General features: G+C 64.2%; 20 protein-coding genes. 6 read left to right on the top strand and 14 right to left on the bottom strand.

What is annotated here, in order from left to right; translation table 11 throughout:
• Nucleotides 1-184: 184 nt before the first annotated feature.
• Together DIR46_RS18910 and DIR46_RS18905 are read right to left on the bottom strand one after the other, a co-directional pair.
• On the bottom strand, nt 185-823 hold the full coding sequence (locus DIR46_RS18910; RefSeq protein WP_109346616.1) for a peroxiredoxin: 639 nt from the start codon (nt 821-823) through the stop codon (nt 185-187).
• Between the two features lie 90 nt (nt 824-913).
• On the bottom strand, nt 914-1,300 hold the full coding sequence (locus DIR46_RS18905; protein ID WP_205289004.1) for a diacylglycerol kinase: 387 nt from the start codon (nt 1,298-1,300) through the stop codon (nt 914-916).
• Between the two features lie 151 nt (nt 1,301-1,451).
• Between DIR46_RS18905 and DIR46_RS18900 the strand changes: the two genes are divergently transcribed.
• The gene (locus tag DIR46_RS18900; RefSeq protein ID WP_109346614.1) at nt 1,452-2,237 is read left to right on the top strand and encodes an IclR family transcriptional regulator; all 786 of its coding nucleotides are present in this window, start codon (nt 1,452-1,454) and stop codon (nt 2,235-2,237) included.
• A 71-nt stretch (nt 2,238-2,308) separates the two neighbouring features.
• Here DIR46_RS18900 and pbpG read toward each other — a convergent pair whose 3' ends face one another.
• The 3 genes from pbpG to DIR46_RS18885 all read right to left on the bottom strand — a co-directional run bounded on the left by pbpG (nt 2,309) and on the right by DIR46_RS18885 (nt 5,241).
• Nucleotides 2,309-3,415 (bottom strand): D-alanyl-D-alanine endopeptidase, encoded by a 1,107-nt coding sequence (pbpG, locus tag DIR46_RS18895; protein WP_109346613.1) that lies wholly within the window; start codon nt 3,413-3,415, stop codon nt 2,309-2,311.
• A gap of 222 nt (nt 3,416-3,637) precedes the next feature.
• Entirely contained in the window at nt 3,638-4,336 is a 699-nt protein-coding gene (locus tag DIR46_RS18890; protein WP_109346612.1) for a nitroreductase, read from the bottom strand.
• Nucleotides 4,333-5,241: a DMT family transporter gene (locus DIR46_RS18885; protein WP_109346611.1), complete on the bottom strand. Its 909-nt coding sequence runs from the start codon at nt 5,239-5,241 to the stop codon at nt 4,333-4,335. The genes DIR46_RS18890 and DIR46_RS18885 overlap by 4 nt, the downstream gene beginning before the upstream one ends.
• A 337-nt stretch (nt 5,242-5,578) precedes the next feature.
• On the opposite strand from DIR46_RS18885, the gene DIR46_RS18880 reads away from it, so the two are divergent.
• Entirely contained in the window at nt 5,579-6,163 is a 585-nt protein-coding gene (locus DIR46_RS18880; RefSeq protein ID WP_109346610.1) for a phasin family protein, read from the top strand.
• Between the two features lie 71 nt (nt 6,164-6,234).
• Here DIR46_RS18880 and DIR46_RS18875 read toward each other — a convergent pair whose 3' ends face one another.
• The 6 genes from DIR46_RS18875 to DIR46_RS18850 all read right to left on the bottom strand — a co-directional run bounded on the left by DIR46_RS18875 (nt 6,235) and on the right by DIR46_RS18850 (nt 11,514).
• The gene (locus DIR46_RS18875) at nt 6,235-6,957 is read right to left on the bottom strand and encodes an ABC transporter ATP-binding protein (protein ID WP_109346609.1); all 723 of its coding nucleotides are present in this window, start codon (nt 6,955-6,957) and stop codon (nt 6,235-6,237) included.
• Nucleotides 6,957-7,727 (bottom strand): ABC transporter ATP-binding protein, encoded by a 771-nt coding sequence (locus tag DIR46_RS18870; protein WP_109348071.1) that lies wholly within the window; start codon nt 7,725-7,727, stop codon nt 6,957-6,959. Before DIR46_RS18870 ends, DIR46_RS18875 begins: the two co-directional genes overlap by 1 nt.
• Before the next feature lie 14 nt (nt 7,728-7,741).
• The gene (locus tag DIR46_RS18865; RefSeq protein WP_109346608.1) at nt 7,742-8,953 is read right to left on the bottom strand and encodes an ABC transporter permease subunit; all 1,212 of its coding nucleotides are present in this window, start codon (nt 8,951-8,953) and stop codon (nt 7,742-7,744) included.
• Nucleotides 8,954-8,965: 12 nt separating this feature from the next.
• The gene (locus tag DIR46_RS18860; RefSeq protein ID WP_109346607.1) at nt 8,966-9,895 is read right to left on the bottom strand and encodes a branched-chain amino acid ABC transporter permease; all 930 of its coding nucleotides are present in this window, start codon (nt 9,893-9,895) and stop codon (nt 8,966-8,968) included.
• Nucleotides 9,896-10,084: 189 nt separating this feature from the next.
• Nucleotides 10,085-11,044, bottom strand: coding sequence for a 4-hydroxy-3-methylbut-2-enyl diphosphate reductase (ispH, locus tag DIR46_RS18855; protein ID WP_205289180.1), 960 nt, complete (start codon nt 11,042-11,044; stop codon nt 10,085-10,087).
• Between the two features lie 17 nt (nt 11,045-11,061).
• Complete coding sequence (locus DIR46_RS18850) at nt 11,062-11,514, bottom strand: FKBP-type peptidyl-prolyl cis-trans isomerase (RefSeq protein ID WP_109348070.1); 453 nt, start codon at nt 11,512-11,514, stop codon at nt 11,062-11,064.
• 102 nt (nt 11,515-11,616) lie between these two features.
• Between DIR46_RS18850 and radC the strand changes: the two genes are divergently transcribed.
• The 4 genes from radC (at nt 11,617) to DIR46_RS18830 (ending at nt 14,586) form a co-directional block, all read left to right on the top strand.
• Nucleotides 11,617-12,288 (top strand): RadC family protein, encoded by a 672-nt coding sequence (radC, locus tag DIR46_RS18845; RefSeq protein WP_109346605.1) that lies wholly within the window; start codon nt 11,617-11,619, stop codon nt 12,286-12,288.
• 220 nt (nt 12,289-12,508) lie between these two features.
• Nucleotides 12,509-12,745, top strand: a complete 237-nt coding sequence (rpmB, locus tag DIR46_RS18840) for a 50S ribosomal protein L28 (protein ID WP_005665737.1) — start codon at nt 12,509-12,511, stop codon at nt 12,743-12,745.
• A gap of 13 nt (nt 12,746-12,758) precedes the next feature.
• Nucleotides 12,759-12,926 (top strand): 50S ribosomal protein L33, encoded by a 168-nt coding sequence (rpmG, locus tag DIR46_RS18835; protein ID WP_005665735.1) that lies wholly within the window; start codon nt 12,759-12,761, stop codon nt 12,924-12,926.
• Nucleotides 12,927-13,011: 85 nt separating this feature from the next.
• Nucleotides 13,012-14,586, top strand: a complete 1,575-nt coding sequence (locus tag DIR46_RS18830) for a DUF418 domain-containing protein (RefSeq protein WP_109346604.1) — start codon at nt 13,012-13,014, stop codon at nt 14,584-14,586.
• Nucleotides 14,587-14,647: 61 nt separating this feature from the next.
• Here the strand turns inward: DIR46_RS18830 and DIR46_RS18825 are convergent, their stop codons facing one another.
• The 3 genes from DIR46_RS18825 to DIR46_RS18815 form a co-directional block, all read right to left on the bottom strand.
• Nucleotides 14,648-15,859 carry a DesA family fatty acid desaturase gene (locus DIR46_RS18825; protein ID WP_109346603.1) on the bottom strand — a complete coding sequence of 404 codons (1,212 nt, stop codon included), beginning with the start codon at nt 15,857-15,859 and terminating at the stop codon, nt 14,648-14,650.
• Between the two features lie 93 nt (nt 15,860-15,952).
• Nucleotides 15,953-17,299, bottom strand: coding sequence for a mechanosensitive ion channel family protein (locus tag DIR46_RS18820; RefSeq protein ID WP_109346602.1), 1,347 nt, complete (start codon nt 17,297-17,299; stop codon nt 15,953-15,955).
• Nucleotides 17,300-17,308: 9 nt separating this feature from the next.
• Nucleotides 17,309-18,643 (bottom strand): RsmB/NOP family class I SAM-dependent RNA methyltransferase, encoded by a 1,335-nt coding sequence (locus tag DIR46_RS18815; RefSeq protein ID WP_109346601.1) that lies wholly within the window; start codon nt 18,641-18,643, stop codon nt 17,309-17,311.
• Between the last annotated feature and the right edge of the window lies 1 nt (nt 18,644).

Below are 18,644 nucleotides of genomic sequence, written 5' to 3'. Positions count from 1 at the left end.
AGCACAGGGTAAGGCGCGGGCCGCCGTTTTCCAAACGACAGCTTTCTCATTTGCTTATGCAGAGATATTCGTCCCACGACGACGGTCATGGCGTGTTTGTTGCCGGGACACCACGAAAAAACGGCGAACCCAGGTTCGCCGTCTTGTACTGCACACGGGCAAGCGCTGCCCGCGCAATGGGGGATTACTTGTTCGGCTGCGGCGTCAGGCGCAGGTAGGGGCGCGGCGCTTCGAAGCCTTTCGGATACTTCTGCTTGATGACGTCGGGATCGGTGACGGTCAGCGGGATGATGACGTTGTCGCCATCCTTCCAGTTGCCCGGCGTGGCGACGGTATAGCCGTCGGTCAGCTGCAGGGCGTCGATCACGCGCAGCACTTCGTCGAAGTTGCGGCCGGTGCTCATCGGGTAGGTGATGGTCAGGCGGATCTTCTTGTTCGGGTCGATCACGAACAGCGAGCGCACGGTGGCGGTGGCCGACTGCTCCGGATGGATCATGTCGTACAGGGTCGAGACCGAACGGTCGGCATCGGCCACGATCGGGAAACCGACCACGGTTTTCTGCGTCTCTTCGATATCCTTGATCCAGTCGACATGCTTGTCGGCCGGGTCCACTGACAGCGCGATCGCCTTGACGTTGCGCTTGTCGAATTCCGGCTTGAGCTTGGCGGTCAGGCCGAGTTCGGTCGTGCACACCGGCGTGAAGTCGGCCGGGTGCGAGAACAGCACCACCCAGGAATCGCCCGCCCACTCGTGGAAGCGGATCTTGCCGATGCTGGAATCCTGCTCGAAATCGGGAGCGGTGTCGCCGAGGCGTAAGGTCATAGTCTTCTCCATGGTTGAGTCATACATAGCGCCGCCCGCAGGTGTGGGCAGGGACGGCACTCAATAAACGCGCCATCCACACGGATGGCTTCAAACAAATCTGTTGTACAGCACGACGGCCCAGGTGGCCCCCGCCAGCAGCAGGGTGAGCGCAACCGCGGCGCTGCCCAGGTCCTTGGCCGCCTTCGACAGCGGATGGCGCTCCAGCGAGACGCGGTCGACCACCGCCTCGATCGCCGAATTGATCAGCTCGACCACCAGCACCACGACCAGCACGCCGATCAGGGCCAGCTTCTGGAAGCCGGACACCGGCAGCAGCAGCGCCACCACGCTGGCGATGACGATCACCACGACCTCTTGCCGGAACGCCGCTTCGCTGCGCCAGGCCCAGCGCAGGCCGTCCCAGGTATTGCGACAGGCGGCGCCGAGACGCTCCAGGCCGCGCAAGGTCTTGAATTCGCTGATCGGGTTTTCCATCGTTCTTGGCATTCCAACATGCAGGAACGACATTATGCCCCGTCCGCGCACAAGCATGTGGCAAGTTGGCCCGCGATGCAACCCGCCGGTTTGCATGGTCTTTTCACATCATGGTATAAAGTGAACGATACTGCACTGCACCAACCACATCATGAAAATGGAAACCCCTACTCCAGCCAAGACGTCGATCCAGGTCATCGAACGCATGATGGCGCTGCTCGATGCGTTGGCGAGCTATACCGACCCGGTCAGCCTCAAGGAATTGGCGCGCGTGTCAGGCCTGCATCCCTCGACCGCGCACCGGATCCTCAACGACATGGTCGTCACGCGCTTCGTCGACCGAGTCGAGCCGGGCACCTACCGCCTCGGCATGCGCCTGCTGGAACTGGGCAATGTGGTCAAGAGCCGGCTGTCGGTGCGCGAGGCGGCGCTCGACGCCATGCGCGCCCTGCACCGCAAGACCCAGCAGACGGTCAACCTGTCGGTGCGCCAGGGTGACGAGATCGTCTACATCGACCGCGCCTTCTCGGAGCGCTCGGGCATGCAGGTGGTGCGCGCCATCGGCGGACGCGGCCCGCTGCACCTGACCTCGACCGGCAAGCTGTTCTTGTCGGTGGACGACGTCAAGGCGATCCGCGCCTATGCCACCCGCACGGGACTGTCGGGCCACACGCGCAATTCGATCACCGAACTGGCGCGGCTCGAACGCGAACTGAGCCTGGTGCGGGCGCGCGGCTATGCGCGCGACAACGAGGAACTGGAACTGGGCGTGCGCTGCATGGCGGCCGGCATCCATGACGACAGCGGCAAGCTGGTGGCGGGATTGTCGATCTCGGCGCCGGCCGACCGTTTACAGGAAGACTGGCTCGAAGACCTGGTGCAGACGGCGTCACGGATTTCGTCGACGCTGGGGTATCGGGCGGCGCCGAACCTGTAGGGGGGCGGCTTTGCCGCCCACGCGGCGATGGTTTGCAGTCAAGTCATCCCGCACCAGAGCGGCGCCGGGAACTAGTGCGGCAATGCCCGCGCGCTGGCCGTGATGGTCGGCGCACGCACCGCGTCGACGTCCATGCGGTCCGGCAGCGATTCGATCCAGCGGCGGATGCGGCCGGCATCGGCCGTGCGCGACATCTTGCCTTTCGAATCCAGGAACACCATCACCACATTGCGGCCATGGATCATGGCCTGCATCACCAGGCAGCGCCCCGCTTCGTTGATGAAGCCGGTCTTTTGCAGGCCGATGTTCCAGTCGGGCAGCGACACCAGGTAGTTGGTGTTCGCGTAATGCATGGTGCGGCCGCTGGCCGTCACGGTCGATTTCGGCGTGGTCGAAAACTCGCGCAGCAACGGGTCTTCATGGGCCGCCATCACCAGCTTGACGAGGTCGCGTGCGCTCGAGACGTTGCGGCTCGACAGGCCGCTGGAATCGACGTAATGGGTGTCCATCATGCCCAGTTGGCGCGCCTTGGCGTTCATTGCGGCGACGAAGGCCTCGATGCCGCCCGGGTAGTTGCGGCCCAGCGCCGAGGCGGCGCGGTTCTCGGAACTCATGAGGGTGATGTGCAGCAGTTCGCGCCGCGTCATGCGTGCGCCGACCGGCAGCCGCGAGCTGCTGTACTTCAGGCGGTCGACGTCGGCGTCGGTGACGCGCAGCACCTCGTCGAGGTCTTGCTTGGCCTCCATCACGACCATGCCGGTCATGAGCTTGGTGATCGAGGCGATCGGCAGCGCGACATTGGCGTTCTTCTCGAACAGCACTTCGGCGCTGTTCTGGTCGACCACGTAGGCGACACTGGAGCGCAGGGACAACGGATCGTCGGTCTTGTGCAGCCCCGCCTTGTCGCCGGCCGTCGCCGCCGCGGCCACTGCGACGGCGCCTGTCGCCGCGGTACGCGCCGGGTGATAGGTGACGACGCGCTTGCCCTTGACGGTCCGGACCCGGCGCACCATGCGCTGGCCATTGTCGCCGGCGCTGGCGACTTCCTTGCGCTTCCTGGTGGTCCTGGCTTTGGCCTTGCGCTTGGGCTTTTTCTTGGTAGCCTTGGCAGACTTGGACTTCTGGGCCTGTTCGGTCGCGCCCGCACCCGCGCCCGCCCCCGCACCGGATGCCTGCATTGGTGCAATAGCGAACAACGTGGCGACAACTGCAGCCAAAGCAAGTTTAAACATCGAGACGCCCCTGGACCAAACTGATGAGATACAGATGGAAGTGTAGCGGAACGACGCCCGATCGCAAGAGAAAAGAACATTCTGTGCGGCAATAATCCGCAAAAACCAACAGACTCTCGCCTTGCGAAACTTTCGTTTAATATCAACGAGATATCATTACTTGTTACTTTAGTCCATGAAGCGGGCGAACACATGGCTGGGTTCGCGCTCGGTCTCCAGGGTATTCTCGACCCGCGCCGGATCGGCCCAGCCCAGCGCCATGCCGCACACGACCATGTCGCTCGCCGGCAGCCCCAGTTCGGCCGCGATGATCCGATGATACTGCGTAAAAGCGGCTTGCGGGCAGGTATCCAGTCCGCGCGCACGCGCCGCCACCATGATGTTCTGCAAGAACATCCCGTAGTCGAGCCAGGAGCCCTGCTCCATGATGCGGTCGATGGTGAAGATCATCCCGACCGGCGCATCGAAGAAGGCGAAGTTGCGCCCGTGCTGGGCCGCCATGCCCGCCTTGTCATCGCGCGTCAGGCCCAGCAGGCCATATAAATCCCAGCCGACCTTGCGGCGCCGGTCGATGTAGGGCGACACCCATTCGCGCGGATAGTAGGGATATTCCTCGTGGTGCTGGGCGGCCTGCGCGGGATCGGCATACGCAGCCAGGATCGCGCCCGACAGGCGCGCGCGCGCGTCTCCGGTCAGCACGTGGACTTTCCATGGCTGGGTATTGGTGCCGGACGGCGCGCGCGCCGCCACGTCCAGGATGCGGGCGATGTCTTCGCGCGCGACCGGCTTGTCGAGGAAGGCGCGGATCGAACGGCGCGACGTGATGGCGGCATCGACCGCCGCCTGGCCGGGATTCTCGATGGTCATGGTGTCTCCTGTGGTTTGCGCACGACGAAGGCGACGCCGGTGACGGCCACCGCCATGCCCACCAGGCCGAGCGCGTTGAAGGCTTCGCCGAACAGCAGCCAGGCCATGATGGCCGTGGTGGCCGGGGTCAGGTACATCAGGCTCGTCACCTCGGTGGCCTGGCTGCGCCCGATGAGTTTGAACAGCAAAAAGATCGCGCCGATCGACAGCGCGAACACCGACCACAACCAGGCGACGATGAAGTCGGCGCTCCAGGTGATGCTCGAGAATGCCGGATCGAGGTCTTCCAGCCACACCGCGATCGGCGCCAGCACCAGCACCGTGGCTCCGAACTGGATAGCGGTGCCGCTGCGCAGGTCGAAGCGCGGACAGAAGCGGCGCTGGTACATGGTGCCGGCCGTGATGCAGAGCAGCGCGAACACGCACAGGCCGAGGGCGGCGGGCGACAGGCCGGCCAGGCCCAGCTTGGCGTAGACCACCAGGGCCACGCCGGACAGGCCGAGGAGCAGGCCCAGCCACTGGATCGGCCTTACCCGTTCGCCGATCAGCGGCGCGCAGGCGGCGGTGAGGATCGGCTGCATGCCGACGATCAGGGCGGTCAGTCCCGCCGGCATGCCGAGCTTGATGGCACCCCACACGCCGCCCAGGTAGCCCGCCTGCAGCAACAGGCCCGAGACCGCGATGTGCAGGGCCTGGCCACGCGGCCATGGCGCGCGCCAGAGCAGCATCAGGGGCAGCAGCACCGCCAGCACGCCCAGGCAGCGCACGATGAGGAAGGTCAGCGGCGGCGCGTATGGCAGGCCGAGCTTGGCGACGATGAACCCCGTGCTCCACAGGAAGACGAAGAACAGCGGTACGGGCGACAGCCAGGCGCTGCCGGCGATGGAAGGTGCGTGGGTCGACATGGTGCTGGCGTTGCGCCGTGATCGTGCACGGCACTTATTGATCTTCATGCGTAAATCGCAAGCGCCGAGTCTAGCATGCTCTCTACCATGGGGTTCCGGCCGGCGGGAAGATGCACCTGATTTGCGCCAGATCAATTGACATTTCTTGTATTAAATGCATTCAAGAAAATTATGTATCGTGGATGGTGCAACGCATCAAAAACACTTGACCCTTGAAGCGAACTGACAGAAAATCTGCCCTGTTGCGGTGCACAAAAAGAGTTTCGTCGCGTTTTAATGAAGAACCTGTCTCACAGAGCAATAGTCCATTCTTGAAACGACATATTTGGAGAGCCACATGTTTGCAATCCCTGAACAATTTTCGAACGCCACCAAGGCCAGCCTGGAATCCCAATTCGCCCTGTTTTCGGCACTGACCTCGAAGACCTTCGAAGGCGTGGAGAAGCTGGTTGAACTGAACATCAGCACCGCACGTTCGACCCTGGAAGATTCGTCGGCCGCCGCTCGCCAGCTGCTGAGCGCCAAGGACCCGCAAGAATTCTTCTCGCTGACCGCTTCGCAAGCCCAGCCGAACGCCGAGAAAGCCCTGTCGTACAGCCGCCAGCTGGCCTCGATCGCCACCGGCACCGGCGCCGAGTTCTCGAAAGCCGCCGAAAGCCAGATCGTCGAAGCCAACCGCAAGGTCATCTCGTTGGTCGACGAAGTGAGCAAGAACGCCCCGGCCGGTTCGGAAAGCTTCGTCGCCGCCGTCAAGACCGCGATCAGCAACGCCAACGCCGGCTACGAGCAATTCAGCAAGACCTCCAAGCAGGCGGTCGAAGCGCTGGAAAGCAATATGAACGCCGCCGTGTCGCAATTTTCTGCGACTGCTGCGAAGGCTGGCAATGCTGCCAGCGCTGCCACGGCTGCCGCTGCGGCCTAAGCTGCGACTGGTCAAATAAAAGGCCGGGGACGCGATCGCGCCTCCGGCCTTTTCATTTCTGCCCAGCGATCCTACTCGCCGAGATAGGCCGCCTGCACCCGGGGATCGTTCAACATATCGCGCGCATTGCCGGTCATGGTGATCGCGCCCGAATCCATCACGTAGCCGCGGTGCGCGGCCTGCAGCGCCAGCTTGGCGTTCTGTTCCACCAGCAGGATCGTGATGCCCTGCTGCGACACGTCGCGGATCACTTCAAAAATTTTCTCGACCATGATCGGGGCCAGGCCCATCGATGGCTCGTCCAGCAGCAGCAGGGTCGGATGGCTCATCAATGCGCGCGCCATCGCCAGCATCTGCTGCTCTCCGCCCGACAGGGTGCCGGCCAGCTGGGCCGAGCGTTCCTTCAGGCGCGGGAAGACGGTGTACCACTTCTCGATGTCGGCATCGATCGCGGCCTTGTCGTCGCGCGTGTAGGCGCCCATCAACAGGTTTTCGTGGATCGACATGCGGGTGAACACGCCCCGCCCTTCCGGCACCATGGCCAGCTTCTGGCGCACCATCCGGAACGACTGCGTGCCGCGCAGCGGCTGGCCGAGATACTCGATCGACCCCTCGACCTTGCACGGCGGAAGGGTGCCGGTGATGGCCTTCAGGGTCGTGGTCTTGCCGGCGCCGTTGGCGCCGATCAGCGTCACCAGCTCGCCTTTCGCCACCTCGAGGTCGACGCCCTTGACCGCCTTGATGCCGCCGTAGGCGACCTTCAGGCCGGCGATGTTCAGAACGGGATCACGCATCAGTGGGCACCTCCAAGATAGGCGTCGATCACGGCCTGGTTCTTCTGGATCTCGGCCGGCAGGCCTTCGGCGATCTGCTTGCCGTATTCGAGCACCGTGATGCGGTCGCACAGGCCCATCATGAGCTTGACGTCGTGCTCGATCAGCAGCACGGTCCGGCCCTCGGCCTTGATTTTCACGAGCAGCTCGCGCAGCGCCAGCTTTTCGGTGGCGTTCATGCCGGCCGCCGGTTCGTCCAGCGCCAGCAGTTGCGGATCGGTGGCCAGCGCGCGTGCGATTTCCAGGCGGCGCTGGTCGCCGTAGGACAGGAATTTCGCGGTGCGGTTGGCGAATTGGCCGATGCCCACGAAATCGAGCAGCTCCTGGGCGCGCAGGCGGATCGCGGATTCTTCCTCGCGCGCCGCCTTGTGACGCAGGATCGCGCCCAGCACGCCCTGCTTCGTGCGCACATGGCGTCCGACCATCACGTTCTCGAGCGCGCTCATCTCGCCGAACAGGCGGATGTTCTGGAAGGTGCGGGCGATGCCGGCCCTGGCCACGTCATGCGGCGCCGACGGCGAATACGGCTTGCCGGCCAGCTCGAAAGTGCCGCTGTCCGGCTGGTACAGGCCCGTGATCACGTTGAAGAAGGTGGTCTTGCCGGCGCCATTGGGACCGATCAGGCCATAGATCTGGCCCTGCATGATCCGGATGCCGACGTCGGTCAGCGCCTGCAGGCCGCCGAAGCGTTTATTGACGCCCTGGATGTTCAGGAGGACTTGTTGGTTCATGTTCTGCTCACTCATCACGCGGCGGGCGCTTCATCTTCCTCGCGCGCCAGGGCGGCGTTGGGACGCTCTTCCCGGTTGGGCGACGGCCACAGGCCTGCCGGGCGGATCAGCATGATCAGCACCAGGGCCAGGCCGTACAGCAACTGGCGCAGCACCTCGGCCTCGACGATCACCTTGCCGAACACGGCCTGTTGAAGCGGATCGACCACGTGGCGCAGCACCTCGGGCAAGGCGGCCAGCAGCACGCCGCCCAGCACCACGCCCGGGATGTGGCCGATGCCGCCCAGGACCACCATCGCCAGCACCGCGATCGACTCGGTCAGCGAGAACGACTCGGGCGACACGAAACCCTGGAAGGCGCCGAACATCGCGCCGGCCACGCCGCCGAACGACGCGCCCATGGCGAAGGCCAGCAGCTTGACGTTGCGGGTATTGATGCCCATCGCCTTGGCCGCGATCTCGTCCTCGCGGATCGCCACCCAGGCCCGGCCCAGGCGCGAATGCTGCAGGCGGCCGGTGATGAAGATCGTCGCGATCACCATGGCCAGGAACAGGAAGTAATAGGCGTTCACCGACGGCATCGCATAGTCGCCGATCATGACGTTGGCGCCCGAACCCGGCTCGCCCGCCAGCGACACCCCGAACACGCGGATCGGGTCGATCATATTGATGCCCTGCGGCCCGTTGGTGAAGTTGATCGGGTCGTTCAGGTTGTTCATGAAGATGCGGATGATCTCGCCGAAGCCCAGCGTCACGATGGCGAGGTAGTCGCCGCGCAGCTTGAGGGTCGGGGCGCCCAGCAGCGCGCCGCACAGCGCGGCGCACAGCGCCGCCAGCGGCACGATGGCCCACAGCGACAGGTGGATGCCATTCTCTGCGATCCCGGGACCGAAGAAGGCCACCAGCGCTTCGCCGATCGCCGGCGAATAATAGATGAGCGATTCGAGCAGCGCCGCGAACTGCGGCGACGAGAACAGGCCGACCAGGTAGGCGCCGACCGCGAAGAAGGCGATATAGCCCAGGTCGAGCAGGCCGGCGAAGCCGACCACGATGTTCAGGCCCAGCGCCAGCATGATGTACAGCAGCGCGATGTCGATGATGCGCACCCACGAATTGCCATACTCCGAAGCGACGAAGGGGAAGATCAGCATCAGGATCAGCACCGCCGCCATGCTGATGGCGGCCTGGCGCGGCTTGTGCTGGGTGTCGAAGGTCAGGAGTGCCATGGTGTGCTCCCGTCAGGCGCGGTCGGCCACGCGTTCGCCCATGATGCCGGACGGGCGCAGGGTCAGGACCAGGATCAGCACCACGAAGGCGAAGATGTCCTGGTAGTGGCTGCCGAGGAAGCCGCCGGTCAGGTCGCCGATGTAGCCGGCGCCGAGCGCCTCGATGATCCCCAGCAGCAGGCCGCCGAGCATGGCGCCATAGATGTTGCCGATCCCGCCCAGCACCGCGGCGCAGAAGGCCTTCAGGCCCGGCAGCACGCCCATGGTGAAGGTGATCGAGGCGTAGTTGGCGCCCCACATCACGCCGGCGACGGCCGCCAGCGCGGCGCCGATGGCGAAGGTGGCGACGATCACGCGGTTCGCGTCCACGCCCATCAGGCCGGCCACGCGCGGGTTTTCGGCCACGGCGCGCATCGCGCGGCCCATCTTGGTGCGCTCGACCAGCAGCACCAGGGCGCCCATGGCGACGGCCGCCAGCACCAGCAGCAGCACTTGCGTCTGCGAGATCATGGCGCCGCCGACCATGATCGGTTCGGACGACAGCAGTTGCGGGAACGGGAGCGGGCTGCGGCCCCAGATCATCATGGCGAAGGTCTGTAGCAGGATCGAGACGCCGATCGCCGTGATCAGGGGCGCCAGGCGCGGCGCATGGCGCAGGCGGCGGTAGGCGACGCGCTCGATCAGGATGCTGACAAGCATGGTGAGGGGAATCGCGCCGACGATGGCGGCCGCCAGCTGGACATAGCCTGGCAGGCCGGGAATAGTCGCCTCGAGCAATTGCAGGATCGTCAGGCCGATCATGGCGCCGATCATCAGCACGTCGCCGTGGGCGAAGTTGATCAGGTTGAGCACGCCGTACACCATCGTGTAGCCGAGCGCGACCAGCGCATACATGCTGCCCAGCACCAGGCCGTTCAGCAGCTGTTGAATAAAGGTTTCCATCGTTCTGCCTGTATATTTTTGCCTTGCAAAAAAACGGCACCGCGGGATCCCTCCCGAAGTGCCGCTCATGGCCTGCTCCACCATGACTAATTTTCCGAGTTCGCCATCATAACTTGGCTTTTGGAAAACTAATCACGGTAAATCCGTGCAGTAGCAAATTTTGTTTTCTGTCTGTACGAGAAATAAAGTTCAGGCTGCTGGCGAAGCTGGCTCAGGACGTACGCCGTCCAGGCCTTTCGGCAGCGGGAAGGTCACGTGTTCTTCGACGCCGTCGAGCGCGCGCACACTGGCCGCGCCCAGTTCCTTCAGGCGGTCGATCACGGCCTGCACCAGCACCTCGGGCGCCGAGGCGCCGGCGGTCACGCCGATCCGCTTCTTGCCCTCGATCCAGCTGGGATCGATCTTGCCGGCGTTGTCGACCATATAGGCCGGCGTGCCCATTTTTTCGGCCACTTCGCGCAGGCGGTTCGAGTTCGAGCTGTTCGGGCTGCCCACGACGACCACGACCTCGACCTGCGGCGCCATGAACTTCACGGCTTCCTGGCGGTTGGTGGTGGCGTAGCAGATGTCGCCCTTCTTCGGCTCGATGATGTTCGGGAAGCGCGCCTTGAGCGCCGCGATGATGTCCAGGGTGTCGTCGACCGACAGGGTGGTCTGCGACACGTAGGCCAGCAGTTCCGGGTTGCGCACTTGCAGCTTCTGCACGTCCTCGACCGTCTCGACCAGGTGCATGCCTTCTTCGGCCTGACCCATGGTGCCTTCGACCTCGGGGTGGCCGTCGTGGCCGATCATGATGATCTCGGCGCCCTGCTTGCGCATCTTGGCGACTTCGACGTGGACCTTGGTCACCAGCGGGCAGGTGGCGTCAAAAATGGTGAGCCCGCGCGCCTCGGCGTCGGCGCGCACGGCCTTCGAGACGCCGTGGGCCGAGAACACCAGCGTATTGCCGGGCGGGACGTCTTCGAGTTCTTCGATGAAGATCGCGCCCTTGGCGCGCAGGTCGTCGACCACATAGGCGTTGTGCACGATCTCGTGACGCACGTAGATCGGTGCGCCGAATTGGGACAAGGCGCGCTCGACGATCTCGATCGCGCGGTCAACGCCGGCGCAGAAGCCGCGCGGCTGGGCCAGCAGAATTTCGTTTTCCATCATTATTCCTGTCGTCCTTACAGAACCGAAATCAGTTTCACTTCGAATTGCAGGGCGCGGCCGGCCATCGGGTGGTTGAAATCGAACAGGGCCGAGTCGGCGCGCGATTCCAGCAGCACGCCGGCGAAACGGCCGCCCTTCGGCGCGTTGAACTCGACCACCTCGCCCACGTTGTACTCCGTGCCCGGCACCGAGTTTTCTTCCAGCGTGGCCTTTGACACCGACTGGATCAGCTCCGGGTTACGCTCACCGAACGCTTCCGCAGCGCTGAGCTCGAAGGTCTGGTGCGTGCCCTCCGGCAGGCCGATCAGGCGCGCCTCGAGGAATGGCGCCAACTGGCCCTGGCCCAGCAGCAAGGTGGCGGGCGTGCCATTGAAGGTCGTGACCACATCGGAACCGCCGGCGACGGCCAGGCGGTAATGCAGGGTCAGATAAGAGGATTCGTTGACGACGGGAGCAGCGTTGGACATGTTCTTTGTGATAACGGGCATACCTGATCAGGCAAACCGCTATTGTAAGCCACGCGCGCCTCTTGCGCCTTGGCTGCCTCTTTTTTTGGCGAGGAATCGAATATGGGAATTTGCGATTGGCCGGAACAGGACCGTCCCCGCGAGCGCCTGCTGCGCGACGGGCCGCATGCGCTGTCGGATACCGAGTTGCTGGCCATCTTCCTGCGCGTGGGCGTGGCCGGCAAGAGCGCCGTCACGTTGGCCGGCGACACGCTGGCACATTTCGGCTCCCTGCACCGGTTGCTGCATGCCGACTCCGGAGAATTCGGCCGGCTGCACGGCCTGGGGCCGGCCAAGTATGCCCAGTTGCAGGCCGCGCTCGAGCTGGCGCGGCGCGCGGTGGCCGAACAGTTCCGGCGCGAGGCGCTGTGCTCGCCCGAGGCGGTGCGCCACTACCTGCGCAGCCAGTTCGCGCTGCAGACCCATGAATCGTTCATGGTGCTGTTCCTGGACGTGAAGAATAGACTGATCAATTGCGAGGAGATGTTCAGGGGCACGCTCACGCATACCAGCGTCTACCCGAGAGAGGTGGTCAAGGCGGCGCTGCGGCGTAATGCCGCGGCGGTGATCCTGGCGCACAATCACCCGTCCGGCGTGGCCGAGCCGAGCGAAGCCGACCTGCGCCTGACCAGTGCCCTGGTGCAGGCGCTGTCGCTGGTCGACATCCGGGTGCTGGACCACTTCGTCGTGGCGGGCAATCAGGTGCATTCCTTTGCAGAGAGTGGGCAGTTGTGACCGATAAACCTCGGCGGCGCCTCGGCCGCGTCCTTACACGGGCTGTCATGTTTGCTCGAAATTACATAGCGTAAACAGCGAGTTACGACACTCAGCAGGAATTGTTAAATTTTTCCATTAATAAAAGACACATTTGTTTTTCGTAAGTGATTGATTCCGCTTTGCTTTTCACGCTATACTCTCGTTTTTCCAATTCTGGAACATATTTAAGGAGTGCACTATGGCACGTGTTTGCCAAGTAACCGGCAAGGGTGTGATGGTTGGTAACAACGTCTCCCACGCTAACAACAAAACGAAGCGTCGTTTCCTGCCTAACCTGCAGAACCGCCGTATCTACGTCGAATCCGAAAACCGCTGGGTTTCGCTGCGTCTGTCGAACGCCGGCCTGCGCGTGATCGACAAGCTCGGCATCGACGCCGTGCTGGCCGACATGCGCGCCCGTGGCGAAAAAGTTTAATTAGGGAGCTATCATGGCAAAAACTGGCCGCGACAAAATCAAGCTGGAATCGACCGCAGGTACCGGTCACTTCTACACCACCACCAAGAACAAGCGCACGATGCCGGCGAAGATGGAAATCACCAAATTCGACCCGAAAGCACGCAAGCACGTGATCTACAAGGAAACCAAGATCAAGTAATCGATCTTGTCTCCTTGACCAAGCCGCCGGCGCGCAAGCCCGGCGGCTTTTTTGTCGTCCCACCGATCCGCGCTACCATCGGGGGATGACCAGTCCGCCTTCCTCCCCCACCTTCGTTCCCATCCCCAGCCAGGACCGTCTCGATGCCCTCGATGTATTACGCGGCTTTGCGCTGATCGGCATCTGCATCGCCAACGTCGAATTCTTCAACCGTCCCGTGGCCGAAACCGGCAACGGCATCCCGGCTGGATTGCACGGCCTGGACTGGCTGGTGGCCTTCATCGTCGCATATTTTGTCAGCGGCAAGTTCTGGACCATTTTCTCGCTGCTGTTCGGCATGGGTTTCGCCCTGATGCTGGAACGGGCGCGCACGGCCGAACGCCCCTTCCTGCCCGCCTATGGCCGCCGGGTCGCCGTCCTCGGCCTGTTCGGCCTGCTGCACTACCTGCTGCTATGGAGCGGCGACATCCTGATCAGCTATGCGATCGGCGCGCTGGCCCTGATGCTGATGCTGTTCGCCAGGGGGCGCCCGATGATCGGAACCATGGCCGCATGCTTCCTGCTGGCCCAGCTGCCGGCCTTCGGCTTCGCCGGCTGGCTGGTCACGCCGCTCGTGTTCGCCGGCCTGGTGGGCGTGTACCTGCGCAGCGAGGGGCGCGCGCTGTTCCCGCTGGTGGCGATCGTCCCGGGCAGCCTGATGCTGCTGGCCGCCGTGCTCGACTTCGTCCGCGGCGAGGGCGATATGGGGGCGCTGCTGGCGATCGGCGCCGTCCTCGTGCTGCTGGGCCTGCTGGCCTGGAGCTTCCCCCAGCCGCAGGTGGCGCGGCCACTGCGCGCCGGCGTCGCGATCTTCATGCTCACCTATGGGTTGACCGCGCTCGACGGCGGCATCCGCCACTTCGCGCCCCAGCTGGCGCCAGCATCCAGTGTCAGCGCCACCGGCGAAGAGACCGACGCCGCGTCCGCCACCCTCCTGCAATACCGCGAGCGCGCGGCGCGCAGCATCGAGGAGAAGGCGGTGCTTACCAACGGCAGTTATGCGGACGCGGTCGCGATGCGCCTGGGCCACCTGGAGGCGCGGATGCGCGACGAAACCGGCTTCGTGGTGGTCGGCGTGAGTGTGTTCCTGGTGGGGGTCTGGTTCGTGCGCTCCGGCGTGATCGCCAACGCCGGCCGCCATCTGCCCTTGTTCAGGCGCCTGGCCATCGGCGGCATCGGCTTCGGGGTCGGGCTTGGCCTGCTCAGCAGCCTGATCAGCACCGGCCGTCCTCCCGGCGCCGACGACGGAGGCCATGACCTGGCGAACGCCTTGCTGACCCTGGGCAGCCTGCCCGCCTCGCTCGGCTACGTCGCTGCGGTGGTACTCGCGCTGTACAGCAAGGGCATGCTGGCCCGGGTGCGCATCCTGGCGCCGTTCGGGCGTATGGCGCTCAGCAATTACCTGATGCAGTCGCTCGTGTTTTCCCTGCTGTTCCATGCCCACGGGCTGGGATGGTGGGGCATCGGCAGGAGCGGGCAGGTCGGCATTGCCCTGCTGCTGTGTGCGCTGCAGATCGTGTTCAGCCACTGGTGGCTGGCGCGCTTCCAGTACGGCCCGCTCGAATGGGCGTGGCGGGCGCTGACTTACCTGACGTGGCCGCCGATGCGGCGTGGCGCATGAGGCGCAAATAACAACGGCTTCCGAAGAAGCCGTTGTCTTTACCGTCTACCGACCGTCAGGATCAGGCATAGGCGCGCAAGCGGATCGAAAAGTCCTGCAGCGCCTTGATCTTCGACGCTTCGGCGCGGTTGCACCAGTCCTGCAGCTGGTGCAGCAGCTGGTCGCGGGTCGAATGCGAACGTTCCCAGATCGCACCCAGTTCCACGCGCATATTGTGCATGGTTTCCAGCGCCTTGCTGTGCTGGAACAACTCGACCAGTTGCTGCTTCTGCGACGATTCCAGCTTAGCCGGCTCGCGCTGCATCAGCTTGCGTGAGCTTTTCAGGAAGCGCGACTCCAGCTGCGCCTTGTGCTTGAGGTGCTCGAATTCTTCGTGGAAGGCGTGGCGCACCGACTTGGCATACTTGGCCATCACGTCGTAGCGGTTGGCGATCACCGACTGCAGGGTGTCGAAGTCGGCCTGCGCCTTGTCCTTGTCCAGCTTCGGCTTCGGCGCCACCTTCTTCACCTTGGCCAGCTTGAGCATCTCGAGCATGCGGATATAGCCCCAGCCCAGGTCGAACTCGTACCACTTGCTCGACAGCTTGGCCGAGGTGGCATAGGTGTGGTGGTTGTTGTGCAGCTCTTCGCCGCCGATCAGGATGCCCCATGGGAAGATATTGGTCGCGGCATCGCTGCAATCGTAGTTGCGGTAACCCCACCAGTGGCCCAGGCCATTGATGATGCCGGCGGCCGTGATCGGGATCCACATCATCTGGATCGCCCACACGGTGAGGCCCAGCACGCCGAACAGGGCGACGTTGATCACCAGCAGCGAAGCCACGCCCAGCGTGCTGCGGCCGGTGTACACATGGCGCTCGATCCAGTCGTCCGGCGTGCCATGGCCATACTTGTCCATGGTTTCCTGGACCTTGCTTTCGGCGCGGTACAGCTCGGCGCCTTCGAACAGCACCTTGCGGATGCCGCGCGTCTGCGGGCTATGCGGATCTTCTTCGGTGTCGCACTTGGCGTGGTGCTTGCGGTGGATCGACGCCCATTCCTTGGTAACCTGGCCGGTGGTCAGCCACAGCCAGAAGCGGAAGAAGTGGCTCGGAATCGGATGCAGGTCGAGCGCACGGTGCGCCTGGTGGCGGTGCAGGTAGATCGTCACGGCGGCGATCGTGATATGGGTCACCACCAGCGTATAGATCACGACTTGCCATGCCGAGAAATCGAGCAGGCCGGTGGACAGGAACGACAGCACGGCGTGCAGGACGTCGTCAAAGAAATTCATTCAGTCTCCAAAGGGCTTATCCAATGTGCAACCACTGTGACTGCACATCTACAACCCCAGCATTTTACGTGGTTCTACTACCGCACGGCAGTTTTACTTGCTCAATTTTGCGCCAGCCCCAGTGACGTCGGTGAGTGGCGTGCGCGCTACTACCTTGCTGATATGGGCGTCGAGCAACCGCGTATCCATCGACGGATGTCCGAGTTTGATCGCGCCGGAATGCACAAGTGCGTAGATCTTGCGGTTCACTTCGGAAATCGGACCGCCCTGCCCGTTCTCGGGGTCGCCCAGCCAGAAGCCCACTTCGAGCTCGTAGCCGTCGGCCACGAAGGCATTGAGCAGCACGTTCGGCGCCGGCGTCTCGAGCACGCGTGCGACGCCCTTCGGCTGCTCTTCCAGCAGCGGCATGACCACGGACAGGTCGCTGTCGTAGGACACGACCAGCTTGGTGATCGCGCGCACGTTGCGGTTGGTGCCCGACTGGTTCAGCACCACGCCCGTGATCAGCATCTCGTTCGGCAGCAGCGTTTGCGTGCCGTCGGAACCGCGCAACACCGTGTAGCGCGTATTGATGCGCGCCACCTTGCCGGAGTATTTATCCAGCGTGATCGGATCGCCGATCGACAGGCTGCGCTCGAACAGGATGATGAAACCGGACACGTAATTACTGGCAATGCGTTGCATGCCCAGACCGAGGCCGACGCCCAGCGCGCCGCCGAACACCGACAGCACGGTCAGGTCGAGCCCGGCCAGCGACAGGCTGAACAGTACCGCGACCAGGATCAGGGCCGCGCGGCCCACGCGCGCCATCGCCACCCTGAGCGAGCTGTGCATGCGCTCGAAGCCCATCAGGCGCTCTTCGAGCGCGGCGCCGGCCCACAGCGCCAGCATCATGAGCACGACGATCGAGATCGCGCCCTGCAGCAGGTCGGCGATCGAAATCTTGTTCTTGCCGACCGGGAGGACGGTATTCTCGAGCGCCCTCATCACGTCCGGCAGGACGCCGGTCAGGTGCAGGGCGACGACGATCCAGACCACAAAGGCGAATACCTTCTCGAAGGTCTGCAATGCCGCGCCCAGCTGGCCGCGCCGCGCGAAGGCGCGCCGCAGCAGGTAGAAGAAGGTGCGGATCACCGCCAGCGACATGAACAGCGGCAGCGCCACGCGCAGCAGCGACACGCCCTGGTATTGCGCCAGCACGGTCTTGGCCAGCGCCAGCAGCCCCACGGTCAGGAGCGGCCACAGCACGCGGCTGAAGCTGCCCAGGCCAACACTGATCAGGCCGCCCGTCTGGGCCCGGTCTTTCAGCAGCGAACGGTGGATCAGCCGCGCCAGCCCCCAGCCCACCGCCACGCACAGGGCAAGGGCAACGATCTGCCAGGCGATGGCGGGACGGCGGGCGTCGTCCAGCAGGACGCTCAGCAGGTCTGACAGCGGCATCGGAACTCCTTACTCTCCGTCCGCGGCTGCGGCAGCGTCGTCCGCGGCGGCCGCCTCATCGGCGACGACAGCCTTGACCGGCTTGGGCAACGCCTTGCGCTGCAGGACGGCGGCGAAGAAGCCGTCGGTCTGGTGCTTGTGCGGCAGCAGTTTCAGGTAGTTGTCCATCTCGAGCGGAATCTTTTGCTCGGCCAGCACCTGGCTCATCGGCACCAGCTCGAAGTCGGCGTGATTGGCCAGGAAGCCTTCGACGATGACGTCGTTCTCTTCGTTCAGCAGGCTGCAGGTGGCGTACACCAGGCGGCCGCCGTTCTTGACCAGGCGCGACGCCGCGTCCAGGATCGAGGCTTGCTTCTCTTGCATCTCGGCGACGGCGCTCGGCTGCTGGCGCCATTTGACGTCCGGGTTGCGGCGCAGGGTGCCCAGGCCCGAGCACGGCGCGTCGACCAGCACGCGGTCGATCTTGCCGGCCAGGCGTTTGACTTTCGCATCGCGTTCATGCGCGATCACCACCGGATGCACGTTCGACAGGCCGCTGCGCGCCATGCGCGGCTTCAGCTTGGTCAGGCGTTTTTCCGAGACGTCGAAGGCGTACAGGCGGCCGGTATTGCGCATCAGCGCACCCAGGGCCAGCGTCTTGCCGCCGGCGCCGGCGCAGAAGTCGACCACCATCTCGCCGCGGCGCGCGCCGACGATCTGGGCCAGCACCTGGCTGCCTTCGTCCTGCACTTCGATCGCGCCTTCCTTGAACAGCGGCAGGTTCTGCAACGCCGGCTTCTTCTGCACGCGCAGGCCCAGCGGCGCGAACGGCATCGGCTCGGCCACGATCGGCGCTTGCGCCAGCTGGGCGATCACGTCGTCGCGCTCGGCCTTGATGGAATTGACGCGCAGGTCCAGCGGCGCCGGGGTGTTCAGCACGGCCGCCAGTTCCAGCGCCTCCTGCTCGCCGAACTGGGCCACCAGCTTGTCGAACAGCCATTGCGGCAGGTTCGCGCGGATTGGGCCCGGCAGCAGGTTGCGGTCGACTTCCTTGATGCGGGTGAGGAAATCGGTCTCGTCGTCGGTCAAGCCGCCGATGCTGTCGATGCCGACGGTCTCGGCCAGGCCCAGCAGGGCCAGCTTGCGCATCGACGGCGTGTTGCCATGGCCGGCGAAGTCGGTGAAGAACGATTTATTGCGCAGCACGGCGTACACGGCTTCGGCGATGACGCCGCGCTCGCGGCCGCCGAAGCGCGGGTTGTCCTTGAAGAAGCGCGACAGGGTGACGTCGGCAGGCGAAGTAAAACGGAGAATCTCGCGCAAGACTTCTTCGGTCTTGGCGACGATCGCTGGAGGCAATCTCATG

The sequence above is a fragment of the Massilia oculi genome (assembly GCF_003143515.1).
GTDB classification, from domain to species: domain Bacteria; phylum Pseudomonadota; class Gammaproteobacteria; order Burkholderiales; family Burkholderiaceae_D; genus Telluria; species Telluria oculi.
This window is presented reverse-complemented; position numbering and strand designations above follow the sequence as displayed.